7 protein-coding genes are annotated in these 12,477 nt (G+C 62.1%); all 7 read left to right on the forward strand.

The genetic code is table 11. The features are described from left to right. Window positions 1-275: 275 nt before the first annotated feature. From bcsQ to Q7W83_RS00505, 7 genes are read left to right on the forward strand one after another with little or no spacing between them, the layout of a single operon-like run. Entirely contained in the window at window positions 276-1,415 is a 1,140-nt protein-coding gene (gene bcsQ / locus Q7W83_RS00475) for a cellulose biosynthesis protein BcsQ (protein ID WP_150654359.1), read from the forward strand. Beyond that, entirely contained in the window at window positions 1,412-3,634 is a 2,223-nt protein-coding gene (bcsA, locus tag Q7W83_RS00480; protein ID WP_150632958.1) for a UDP-forming cellulose synthase catalytic subunit, read from the forward strand. Before bcsQ ends, bcsA begins: the two co-directional genes overlap by 4 nt. After that, on the forward strand, window positions 3,634-5,907 hold the full coding sequence (bcsB, locus tag Q7W83_RS00485; protein WP_150639943.1) for a cellulose biosynthesis cyclic di-GMP-binding regulatory protein BcsB: 2,274 nt from the start codon (window positions 3,634-3,636) through the stop codon (window positions 5,905-5,907). The genes bcsA and bcsB overlap by 1 nt, the downstream gene beginning before the upstream one ends. Continuing rightward, complete coding sequence (gene bcsZ, locus Q7W83_RS00490) at window positions 5,907-7,142, forward strand: cellulose synthase complex periplasmic endoglucanase BcsZ (RefSeq protein ID WP_473655535.1); 1,236 nt, start codon at window positions 5,907-5,909, stop codon at window positions 7,140-7,142. Before bcsB ends, bcsZ begins: the two co-directional genes overlap by 1 nt. Further along, window positions 7,118-11,122: a cellulose biosynthesis protein BcsC gene (locus tag Q7W83_RS00495; protein ID WP_473655536.1), complete on the forward strand. Its 4,005-nt coding sequence runs from the start codon at window positions 7,118-7,120 to the stop codon at window positions 11,120-11,122. Before bcsZ ends, Q7W83_RS00495 begins: the two co-directional genes overlap by 25 nt. Window positions 11,123-11,176: 54 nt before the next feature. Further along, window positions 11,177-11,800 carry an SGNH/GDSL hydrolase family protein gene (locus Q7W83_RS00500; protein ID WP_150632970.1) on the forward strand — a complete coding sequence of 208 codons (624 nt, stop codon included), beginning with the start codon at window positions 11,177-11,179 and terminating at the stop codon, window positions 11,798-11,800. Continuing rightward, on the forward strand, window positions 11,797-12,465 hold the full coding sequence (locus Q7W83_RS00505; protein WP_150632954.1) for an alginate O-acetyltransferase AlgF: 669 nt from the start codon (window positions 11,797-11,799) through the stop codon (window positions 12,463-12,465). Before Q7W83_RS00500 ends, Q7W83_RS00505 begins: the two co-directional genes overlap by 4 nt. Window positions 12,466-12,477 lie beyond the last annotated feature (12 nt).

Consider the following 12,477-nt stretch of genomic DNA (forward strand, 5'->3'; position numbering starts at 1 on the left):
CCATTCGGCGAAAAAATGAGCAGCCTTTCAGGCTTGAGCGGATAATCGCGCGCCGTCGAAGAGTGCCGTTTATTCGCTGAATGCATGCATAGATCGGCAGCCAAAAAAAAAAAACTGCGCCAAGTCAAAAAAATGGCGATTAAAAAATAATTTTGATCGCGATTAAGTATTAGGCTAGTGTAGTTCAAAATATTGACGATATCATTTTAGTGGCTCGGTTCGACGGACCGTCTCGAGCCTCGTGTTCTATCTCAGCAAGCGCCTCGGGCAGTCTTATGAATCGTACAGACGATATATCGAACCTGTTCAACAGGTTCGGGGCAAGTGCGGACAGCTATCTCGAATTCGATAGCCATTTTGACTATAAAGAAAAGCCGTTGGCGCTGGTGCCGACTACGCCTGTGTCCGTGGTGATTGACGCCCCTCAGGCCGCTATTGGGGTGGTTGAAGCCGCACCGGTCGATCGCCCGATCCAAGATGCTGCTGAACTGTCGCCAACCCAAACCCCCCAGGTCGCCGCACCGCTTCGTCATTTACTGGCCGAGGTCGCGCTGGCGCGCCAGGCGGAGGCGCAAGCACGCAACGAAGAGGCACTGCGCCAAGTGTTGCCCAATGGTCGCCCGAGCAAAACCAAAGCGCATGTCATCGCGCTGATATCGGGCAAGGGCGGCGTTGGCAAAAGCACCCTGGCCTCGGCGCTCGCCACCCTCTTGCGGGTTGAGCACGGGCAGACGCTGGCCATCGACCTCGATCCGCAAAATGCCTTGCAGCATCACCTGGGTGCCGAGCCGGATGTGGCCGGCATGGGCAACGCCAGCCTTCAGGGTGAAAACTGGAATTCGCTGTTGTTGGCCGGGCCGGCAGGCTCATTGTTGCTGCCTTATGGTGCAGTCACTGAAGATGAGCGCCGGACGCTGGAACGCTACCTGGAAAACGATGAGTTCTGGCTGGCCCGTCAGCTGGCAAGCATGGCCCTGGGCGAAAACGACGTGGTGATTCTCGACACACCACCCGGTCGCACGGCATACCTGGACCAGGTCTTGATGGTGGCTGATCAGGTGCTGGTGGTGGTTACCGCCGACGCCGCGTGTTTCCTGACGCTGGACCCGATGCAGCGTTTGCTCGACGAACGCAAGGCCCGGGGACAAGTACAGCAGTGCAATTACGTGATCAATCAATTCGACGCTTCCCGAGCGTTTTGCCGGGATATGCAAGAGGTGCTCAAGCGCCGTCTCGGTAACGAACTGCTGGGGACCGTGGCGCTGGATCACGGCGTCGGCGAGGCGTTGGCGTACGGTCAAAACCCGTTGCTGAAGGCGGGTTTTTCCCCTGCGTGTCGAGACATGCGAGTACTGAGTGACACGCTCAAGGCGCAGTTGCAATCCATGGATATCGCGGAGTCGTACGCGTCGTGATTACAGCCTCTGCTCCCGATACCGAAGTCCTGACCCGTTCACAGCGTTGGGCTCAAGCGTTGTCGGATCGCGTGGACAGCTTGCCCAAGGCATTGCGTAAAGCGTTGACCCTCGGCGTGACCTTGATGTGCGCGCTGTTGGCCGTTTTTATCATCACGGTGCCGTTCGATCTGTACTCGCAGTGCATCTTTGCGGCGGGCTGTTTCGCCACCGCGTTGGTGCTGCGCAAGATCCCGGGGCGCCTGACGGTGATGGTGATGATCGGTTTGTCACTGACGGCCTCTCTGCGTTATCTGTACTGGCGGCTGACGTCCACCCTCGGTTTCGAGGGCTGGCTGGACATGGTGTTTGGCTACGGCCTGGTCATGGCCGAGCTGTACGCGATGATCGTGCTGGTGTTCGGTTACATCCAGACCGCCTGGCCGCTGCGCCGCAAACCCATATTGATGAGCGGCCCACCCAGTGAATGGCCGACGGTCGATGTGTTCATCCCGTCGTACAACGAAACACTGGATATCGTCAAAGTCACCATCTTCGCCGCCCAGGCCATCGACTGGCCACGCGACAAACTGCGCGTGCATGTACTCGATGACGGGCGCCGCGAAGACTTCCGCGAGTTCTGCGAGCAGATCGGCGTCAACTACATCGTGCGTGACAACAACCGCCACGCCAAGGCAGGCAACCTCAATGAAGCGCTGAAGGTCACCAGTGGCGAGTTCGTGGCCATTTTCGACGCCGACCACGTCCCCACGCGCTCGTTCCTGCAGGTGAGTATCGGCTGGTTCCTCAAGGACCCGAAGTTGGCGATGCTGCAAACGCCGCACTTCTTTTTCTCGCCCGACCCGTTCGAAAAAAACCTCGACACGTTCCGTTCCGTGCCGAACGAAGGCGAGCTGTTCTACGGCCTCGTACAGGACGGCAACGACCTGTGGAACGCGACGTTCTTCTGCGGTTCCTGTGCGGTCATCCGTCGTGAACCGTTGCTTGAAGTCGGTGGCGTGGCCGTCGAGACCGTGACTGAAGACGCTCATACGGCGCTCAAACTCAACCGTGCCGGCTACAACACCGCGTACCTGGCCATTCCTCAGGCGGCGGGCCTGGCGACTGAAAGCCTGTCACGCCACATCAGCCAGCGCATTCGCTGGGCGCGGGGCATGGCGCAGATTTTCCGCACCGATAACCCGCTGTTCGGCAAAGGCCTCAGCCTGGGCCAGCGTCTGTGCTACGTGAACGCGATGCTGCACTTTTTCTATGGTTTGCCGCGTCTGGCGTTTCTTACCGCGCCGCTGGCCTTTCTGATTTTCGACGCGCGGATCTACCACGCCTCGGCATTGATGATTACCGCTTATGTGCTGCCGCACATCCTCCACGCCAGTCTGACCAACTCCAGCATTCAGGGGCGGTTCCGCCATTCGTTCTGGAACGAGGTCTACGAGACGGTACTGGCCTGGTACATCATGGGCCCGGTGCTGATGGCGCTGGTCAATCCCAAGTTCGGCGGGTTCAACGTGACCGACAAGGGCGGGATCATCGACAAGAAGTACTTCGAGTGGAAGCTGGCGCGCCCCTACATCATCCTGCTGGCGTTGAACGTCGCCGGTCTGATCATTGGTCTGGTGAAGCTGGCCGAGGGTGCGGACGATGCGGCGACCACGATCCTGATCAACCTGGCCTGGACGGTTTACAACGTCATCATCACCAGCGCCTCGGTGGCGGTGGCCAGTGAAACCCGGCAGATGCGTTCCGAGCCGCGTGTCGCGGCGGTGCTGCCGATGCGCCTGACCCGTGCCGATGGCAGCGTCATCGAAGGCTCGACCCTGGACTTCTCGCAAAAAGGCCTGGGCTTCCGTTTGCCGGAAGGGGTGATGGTTCCCCAAGGCGAACGGGTGCAGATTTCGCTGTTCCGCAATCAACACCTGAGCGTGTTCCCGGCGGTGATTGTGTTCAGTCGCGGCAACGTTTTGGGGGCGCAGTTCGATCAGTTGACGCTGCGCCAACAAAGCGAACTGGTGCGCTTGACCTTCTCGCGAGCCGACACCTGGGCGTCGACCTGGGGCAGCGGTCAGGTTGATACGCCGCTGGTGGCGTTGCGCGATGTCAGCGCCATTGGCTTGCGCGGCATCTACGAACTATTCAAGGCCACGGTCCTGGAAGCGCAGGCATGGCTGCGCAACCGTCGTCCATCCCCCCCCCTCTTAGAAAACGTTCTGGACAAGTGATGAACTCGAAGTCTTTCGCTGTCGGTAACCTGCGCGGCGCTCGCCGTATTCTGGCTCGTGCGACCTGCACCTTGCTGGCGTTGGGGAGTGGTGCTGCGGCGTTTGCCGAAACGGCGCCGGTGACCGGTGCTACGGCAGGTGTCGGCAACTACAGCCTGACGCTCAAGCAGTTGGGTCGGAACTATCCGATGACCCTGCGCGGCGTGGAATCCAGCGACAGCGTCAACTTCGACGTGCGCGCCGATGCAATCGTGACCGGCGCGCACCTGACGTTGCAGTACACCTATTCCCCTGCGTTGTTGGCCGACCTTTCGCAGATCAACGTGATGGTCAACGACGAGGTGGCTGCCAGCCTGCCTTTGCCCAAGGAAAACGCCGGGGTGATGCAAAAGCAGGTGGTGGAGATTCCCGCCCACCTGATCACCGAGTTCAACCGTTTGAGCCTGCAGTTCGTCGGCCATTATTCGATGAGTTGCGAGGACCCGCAGCACTCCAGCCTGTGGGCCAAGATCAGCAACAGCAGTCAGCTCGACATTCAAGTGTCGCCACTGTCCCTGCCGGACGATCTGGCGATCCTGCCTCTGCCGTTTTTCGACCGTCGGGATGCGCGCCAGCTGAGCTTGCCGTTTGTGTTTGCCACCGCGCCTGATAACAGCACCCTGGAAGCCGCCGGCGCACTGTCGTCCTGGTTCGGCGCGCAGGCCAGCTATCGCGGCGCGATGTTCTCTTCGCACTTCAACCAGTTGCCGGCCAGCGGCAATGCCGTGGTGCTGCTCAGTGGTCCAGATGCGCTGAAACTGGGCCCGTTGACTCTGCCGGCCGCGACAGGGCCGACCCTGACGCTGATGAGCAACCCCAACGATGCCAACGGCAAACTGCTGATCATTACCGGTCGCGATGGCGCCGAGCTCAAGCGTGCCGCGACTGCGCTGGTGCTGGGCAGCCAGGCATTGTCGGGCAGCCGCGTCGTCATCGACCATCTCGACAACGTGCAGCCCCGCAAGCCGTACGACGCACCGAACTGGTTGCCCACCGATCGCCCGGTCAAGCTGGGTGAATTGATTGCGGCCAAGCAGTTGAACGTCGCCGGCTACAACCCGGGCGAGATCACCGTGCCGCTGAATTTCCCGCCGGACCTGTTCACCTGGCGCGACGATGGCGCACCGCTGGACCTCAAATACCGCTACACCCCCCAGGAGAAATCCTCCAACTCGTCGTTCATTGTCAGCTTCAACGACGGGCTGATTCAGTCTCGTAACCTGCCGTCCCAGGACAAACTCGACAGTGGTGTGCTCAGCGCACTGAAGACCAACGACAGCCTGGCCCGCGAGGTTCGTGTGCGCCTGCCATTGAACTCGGTCGCCCTGCAATCGCGTCTGCAACTGCGCTACATGTTCGATTACATCAAACAGGGCGAGTGCGGCGACATCATCATCGACAACATGCGCGGCAGCGTGGACCCGGAATCGACCCTCGACCTGAGCGGCTACGACCACTTCATGGCCATGCCGAACCTTGGCGTGTTCAAGGACGCGGGCTTCCCGTTCACTCGCTTGGCCGACCTGTCGCAAACCGCCGTGGTGCTGCCGGACAACGCCGGGGCTGCGGATCTGGATGCCTACCTCACTGTGCTCGGACGGTTTGGCCAGTCCACCGGTTACCCGGCCACTGGCGTACAGGTGATGCAAGCGGCACAGGTCGCCGCGGCTGCCGACAAGGATCTGCTGGTGTTGGCCTCCGGTGCCAACCAGCCGCTGCTGACCCAATGGGCCGATCGCCTGCCGGCGGCCGGGAATGACGGCCAGCAACGTTTCGAATTGTCCGATTTGCCCATGCGCGTGCGGGACTGGTTCAGCCCCGACCCGGATGCCAACCAGCGCAAGGCGCGACTGGCCATGGCGTTTTCCGGCGGGCAGCGCAGCACCTACCTGACCGGTTTCGAGTCGCCGCTAAAGAGCGGTCGCAGTGTCGTGGTCATTGCCAGCGACCGGCCGGAGGGTCTCATCGACGCGACCAAGGCGTTGATCGGTGGCGAGGAATACACCCAGTCGATCCAGGGCAGCCTGGTGGTGGTTCGCGGCAAATCCATCGAAGCGCTGGTGGCGGACGAGCAGTACTACGTTGGCGATCTCGGACCGTTCAAGTACGTGCAATGGATGTTGTCGCGGCATGTGGGCTGGATGTTTGCGCTGACCGGGCTGGCCATTTTGCTGCTCAGTGGTCTGGCGTACGTGTCGCTGCGCGCCCGGGCCAAACGACGTCTTGAGGTGTGATGAGCGTGCCCGCCTTCGCCCATAAACGCCCGCGCCGCGCCGCCATGATCGCGCTGTCGACGCTGCTGCTGGCATGGCTGCTGCCCGCCACCGCCCAGGCGCAACGCTGCGAGGCATCGACCTGGCCGTTGTGGCAGACGTTCGTCGAGCACTTTGTGCAACCCGACGGGCGTGTGGTGGATGCCAGCACGCCGCAACGTCACAGCTCGTCTGAAGGTCAGTCGTACGCCATGTTCTTCGCCCTGGTGGCGAATGACCGCGTGACCTTCGACAAGCTGTGGCGCTGGAGTCAGGACAACCTCGCCCAGGGCAATATCAAGAGCAATCTGCCGGGTTGGTTCTGGGGCCTGGACGAACAGGGCACCTGGCGCCTGCTGGACAGCAATTCGGCATCTGATGCCGATCTCTGGTTCGCCTATGCGTTGCTCGAAGCCGGAAGACTTTGGCACAACGACGCCTACACCCAGACGGCGCGCCAGATTCTGCACAACGTCGCCACCCAAGAGGTCGAAGACCTGCCGGGGCTGGGCAAAATGCTGATGCCGGGCAAAGTCGGTTTTATCAAACCCGACCTCAACAAACCCGAACTGTGGCAGCTCAACCCCAGTTACCTGCCGATTCCGGTGCTGCGCCGATTCGCCGACATCGATCACAACGGACCGTGGGCGGAAATCGCCACGAACACCGCGACCCTGATCAAGGCCGTCAGCTACAAAGGCTTTGTGGCCGATTGGGTCAGTTATCGCCGTACCGGGCCGGGCAAGGGCGAGTTCATCGTCGACCCGGTCAAGGGTGAGTTGGGCAGTTACGATGCGATCCGCGCGTACCTGTGGGCGGGCTTGATGCCGGTCAAGGACCCGCTGCGCAAACCGTTGCTCGGCAGCCTGGGCGGCATGCTCGCCGCCACGCTCGCCGACGGTGTGCCGCCGGAGCAAGTCCAGGTGCTCAGCGGTCAGCGCAGCGGTGCCGGACCGTTCGGATTTTCCGCCGCGCTGCTGCCGTATTTCAAAGCGCTGGGCACTGCGTCGCTGCAACAGCAGCAGGCCTTGCGCGTGCAGCAACTGATGGCCCAGACCCTGACCCCCGAAGCGGTCCAGGCGAAGCAGCCACCCTATTACTTTTTTGTACTGAGCCTGTTTTCGCTGGGCTACATGGACAACCGCTACCACTTCCTCGATCACGGGAAGTTGCAACCGATGTGGGAGAAGCAATGCCAGCGCGCCGTCACGCCATAGCCTTCGGGATATTTGCCGCCCTGATCCACAGCAGCAGCTTTGCCGCGCTCAACGACGCCGGCAAGGCGCTGTTGCAACAGGGGCAATACTGGCAGGCACAAGGTGACCAGGCCCGGGCCACCGAAGCCTGGAAAAAACTGCTGCTGATCGATCCGCAGCAAGCCGATGCGTTTTACGGTCTGGGCTTGCTGGAGCTCAAGGCCAACCGCCCTGCGGGCGCCAATCGCTACCTGGATCAGCTCAAGCAAACCCATCCCGGCGAGTCGCAAACGTTGTTGCTGGAGCAAGCCATCGCCTTGCAGAGCGGCAACAACCTCGATCAGTTGGAGCAGGCGCGTTTGCTGGCGACGGCGGGCGAGCTGGACAAGGCCATGCCGATCTATCGGCAGATTTTCGCGGGCAAGGCACCTCAAGGGGAGCTGGGCCTGGAGTTCTACAACTACCTGGGCTACACGGCCGGCGGCTGGACCGAGTCGCGCCAGGGCCTGGAGCGTTTGCTGCAACAGAGCCCGAACAATGCCAAGGTCAAACTGGTGTTGGCCAAACTGCTGCTGCGTAACGAGGCTACCCGAACCGACGGTATTCGCCGCTTGGGACAGCTGTCGACCCTGCCCGAACTGGGCGGTGAAGCCACCGAGAGTTGGCGCGAAGGTCTGGTGTGGCTGGGTTCGCCACGTGCGGCGGAGATCCCTTTGTTCGAGGAGTACCTCAAGGCCAATCCGGACGATGCCGAGATTCGCACGCAAATGAACAGCCGTGGCACGGCCGCCGTGGCTGCCCAGCAGAATCCGAATCTGGCCCGCGGTTTCAAGGCGCTTCAGGACAACCAACTGAATGTCGCCGAGCAAGCCTTTCTGGCGCGACTCAAAGAACAAGCGCAGGACGCCGACGCGTTGGGCGGCCTGGGGATTGTTCGTCAGCGTCAGGGCCGTTTGAGCGACGCCAATGAACTGCTCAAGCGTGCCGCCGGCCGTGGCGGCAACCCGCGCTGGCAAGCGGCGCTGGAGAGCAATCGCTACTGGGATCTGCTGGGCCAGGCCGACAAGGCCAAAACCGATCACGATCTGGTGCGCGCACGCAGCCTGTTGCAACAGGCCATCGCCAGTAAACCGCGACAAGTCGAAGGCTATGTCGCCCTGGGCGGCGTGCAAGCGGAGCAGAACCAGTTGGACAATGCCGAGGCGAGCTATCGTCAGGCGCTGACCCTGGACAACGACAACCCTGCGGCCGTGTTGGGGCTGATCACCGTGCTGGCGCAAAACGGCCAGGCCAGCCAAGGGTTACGAATGATCGAAGGGCTGAACGCTGCCCAGCAAAAACGCCTTGGCGATTTGCGGCCATTGCGTGCCGCCGTCGCGGTCGGCCAGGCGAAAAATGCCGAGCGCAGCGGCGACCTCAACGGCGCGATTGCCGCGCAACAGGAAGCAGTGCGCAACGACCCGCAGAATGTCTGGACGCGCTATGACCTGGCGCGCCTGTACGTGCAGGCGAAGGCCCCGGACAAAGCCCGGCAGACCATGGCAGAGCTGTTGAAAGCCGATCCGCAGCGTGTCGATGCGCTGTACGTCAGCGCGTTGCTGTCGAGCCAGTTGGGCGAATGGTCGACCGCGCAAAGCACGCTGGAGCGCATCCCGGTGAGCCAGCGCAGCACAGCCATGCAACAACTGGCCAACGAGGTTCAAGTGCAATCCCTGGCCAGCCAGGCTTCAACCCTGGCCAAACAGGGTGACCGCAGCCAAGCCATCACCCTGCTGCGCCGTGCCGAACTGGCCGCCAACGGCAAACCTGAATCGTTGGGCATGCTGGCTTCGGCGTACGTCGATGCCGGTGATACCGAACACGCATTGTCGATGCTGCGCAGCGCCATGGCGCAAAGCAGCACACCGTCGGCGTCGCTGCGCCTGGCGTATGCCGGCGTGCTGCTGAAAACCGGTGACGACGTGCAGGTCAATCAGATCCTGCACGAGTTGCAGAGCCAGCCATTGGCGGCGGCGGATCAGCGCAATTATGACCAACTGTTGTACCTGTACACCGTGCGTCAGGCCGATCTGTTGCGGGAGAAGGGCGACCTCGTGGCGGCCTACGACACGCTCGCACCAGCCCTGGCCCAACGCCCGAACGATCCCTTGGCGGTTGGCGCGCTGGCGCGCATGTACCTGGCCAACAACAACGCCAAAAAAGCCATCGAGCTGTATCAACCGTTGCTCGACCAGGCGCCGAATGATCCGCAGTTGCAGATCGGCATGGCCCAGGCCTTGAATCAGTCCGGCGATTATCGCGGCGCCGAGAAAGCCATGGACAAGGCGCTGGAACTGGCGCCGAACGATGCGCCGATTCTCGCCACCGCTGCCAGTCTGTATCGCGCCCAAGGCAAGAACGCCAAGGCTGCGCAACTGTATGCGCGCGCCCTGGCACTGCAAGCGCCGAGCAAGGAAGAAGCCAATCCGTTTGCCGGGACCGTGGCCGCCAACCCATTTGTGGGCAAGGCCGGCCAGCGCAGTCAATCGCGGCTGGCCGAGGCCACGCTGTCACAAATTCCGGCACCCGCGCAGGTGCAAGTTGCGCAGGCGGCGGATGAGGCCGAGCCCACCACATCGAATACCCTGGCAATGAACGGCAGCGCAGGCGCTTACGCTGCGCAGCCCGCGCGCGCCGGCTTCGATGACACTCGCCGTTCGGCCCCGGCCAAGCCGACGGACCCGCAGGCAGAAGCCCGTCAGGCGATGCAAAGTGCGCTTGATCAGATTGATCAGGAGCGCAGCCCGCGTGTCACTCAAGGCGTGACCATCCGCAGCAATGACAGCGAGGCGGGCCTGAGCAAAATCACCGACGTCGAAACGCCGCTGGAAATCAGTGTGCCGCTGGACGATGACCGTCTGGCGCTGCGGGTGACACCGGTGTCGCTGAACGCCGGTGGCATCAGTGATCCTGCGAAGTCACGCTTCGGTGGTTTCAATGAACAGCAAATGGCCGCGTTGCAAGCCCAATTGGCGAACAACACGGACCCGGCCCAGAGCGATTTTCTGCGTAACCAGATCAGCGGTCCGGTCGGGCGCCAAAAGGACACGGGTGTCGGTCTGGCCGTGGCTTACGAGAACCCGTCGCTGGGGCTGAAAACCGATGTGGGCGCCAGCCCCATGGGTTTCCTCTACAGCACCGTGGTCGGCGGTATCAGCCTTGATCGCTCGTTCACCGAAGGCAGCGATTTCCGCTACGGCCTGAGCCTGTCGCGGCGCCCGGTGACCGACAGCCTGGTGTCTTTCGCCGGTGCGCGAGACGCTCGCAGTGGCCTGGAATGGGGCGGCGTCACCGCCAACGGCGGGCGTTTGCAGTTGAGCTATGACAATGGCGACTACGGCGTCTATGGCTACGGCGGCCTGCACAAACTGGTGGGCAACCATGTCGAATCCAACAGCCGTGCCGAGGCCGGTACCGGGGTCTACTGGTACTTGCTCAATGACGACAGCCGTCAGTTGACCGCCGGCCTGAGCCTCACCGGCATCAGCTACGACAAGAACCAGGGCAACTTCACCTACGGCAACGGCGGTTACTTCAGCCCGCAAAACTTCTTTTCCATCGGCGTGCCGATCGGCTGGTCACAACGCACCGACCGCTTGAGTTATTCGATCAAGGGCTCGGTTGGCGTGCAGCACATCGAGCAGGATGCGACCCCGTATTTCCCGAACGACGACGACATGCAGAGCGTGCTGAATCAAGTATCGCAGCAGTACGCCACGGCCGGGATCATTGTGCCGACCCAGTACTCGGGACAGAACAAGACAGGCGTCGGTTACAACCTGAACGCGGCCGCCGAGTACCGTTTTGGCGACAACGTCTTCCTGGGTGGCAGCTTCGGCCTGGATAACGCCCAGGACTACAAGCAATTCACCGGTGGTTTGTACCTGCGGTACATGTTTGAAGACTTCACCGGTCGCATGGCGATGCCGGTCAGCCCTTACCGTTCCCCTTATTCGAATTAAGCAGCAGGAGTTTGCACCGTGGCAGTATCGATTCTGGCAGGCATGACCATTTTGATGATTGGCGACAGCCACCTGGCGACGCCTGACTATCTGATTTCCTCCCTGCATGACAGCCTGGTTGCCCAGGGGGCGACCGTGCATACCTTGGGTATTTGCGGCGCCAACGCCGGTGACTGGCTCAAAGCCACGCCGGGTACCTGCGGTGGCGCCGAGCGCCGCGGCACGGAAAAAACCGTCGTGCTCGGTGGCAAAGCCGCGACCTTGCCGATCAGCCAGTTGCTGGCCACCGACAAACCGGACCTGGTGTTGATTGTCATGGGTGACACCATGGCCAGCTACACCAAGCCGGCGTTCCCGAAAGCCTGGCTGTGGCAGCAGACCACGGCGCTGACCAAGGAAATCTCGGCCAACGGCACCCGTTGCGCGTGGGTCGGCCCGAACTGGGGCACCGAAGGCGGCAAATACGGCAAGACCTTTGCCCGAGTCGAGATGACCTCCAAATTCCTCGCCGCCAACGTGGCGCCGTGCAGCTACATCGACTCGCTGCAGTTCTCCAAGCCGGGCCAGTGGGCCACGGTGGACGGTCAGCATTTGACCGCGCCGGGCTACAAGACCTGGAGCGCTGACATCAGCAAGGCCTTGCTGGAAACCCCGGCCGTCAAGGAAGCCAAGAAATGATCAAGCTGTTCGCGGCGCTCGCGGCCGTTCCGGTGTTGTCGATCAGTACGCTGGCCCACGCCGAAGTGGCGTTGTACCCCACCGGCCCGGCCGAAGATTCGGCGTTCATCCGCTTCGTCAACGCCGGCACCGCACCGCTGGACGTGATCGCGCAGGCCGGGCAACCGCCGCTGCGTCTTGAAGTGGCCGCACCGGTGTCGTTGTTTTTCCCGGTGCAGGCCAGCAATCCGATCAAGGGCAGCCTGGTCAGCGGTGCGCAAAAACTGGCCATGGATTTGAAAGTCGAGCCCGGTGAATTTGCCACCGTGCTGGTGTTGCCGGACGGCGCTGGCCTCAAGCAAGTGGCCGTGCGCGAACAGCCGGACGACTTCAACGGCCTGAAAGCGTCGCTGGCGTTCTTCAACGTCGACGCTTCGTGCGCCGACGCCAGTTTGCGTCCAGCCGGGCGTACCGCCGACCTGTTCAAAGCGGTGCCGGTCGACAGCTTGCAACGTCGCTCGATCAACCCGGTGAGCCTGTCGGTGCAACTGGTGTGCGCCAACGCCAACGTCGGCGCGCCGCTGGACCTGGGGGAACTCAAAGCGGGTGAGCGCTACAGCGTGCTGCTGGTGCCGTCGGCCGCAGGACCACGTGTGTTGAACGCCACGGACTCGTTGTCCCACTGATCGGATCTCGCC

This window comes from Pseudomonas sp. 300, assembly GCF_055803035.1.

Bases quoted from the DNA above. Each gene is read 5' to 3' on its own strand.
- bcsB (WP_150639943.1), top strand. From the start codon at position 3,634: ATGAACTCGAAGTCTTTCGCTGTCGGTAACCTGCGCGGCGCTCGCCGT.
- bcsQ (WP_150654359.1), top strand. From the start codon at position 276: ATGAATCGTACAGACGATATATCGAACCTGTTCAACAGGTTCGGGGCA.
- bcsZ (WP_473655535.1), top strand. From the start codon at position 5,907: ATGAGCGTGCCCGCCTTCGCCCATAAACGCCCGCGCCGCGCCGCCATG.
- Q7W83_RS00500 (WP_150632970.1), top strand. From the start codon at position 11,177: ATGATTGGCGACAGCCACCTGGCGACGCCTGACTATCTGATTTCCTCC.
- Q7W83_RS00495 (WP_473655536.1), top strand. From the start codon at position 7,118: ATGCCAGCGCGCCGTCACGCCATAGCCTTCGGGATATTTGCCGCCCTG.
- Q7W83_RS00505 (WP_150632954.1), top strand. From the start codon at position 11,797: ATGATCAAGCTGTTCGCGGCGCTCGCGGCCGTTCCGGTGTTGTCGATC.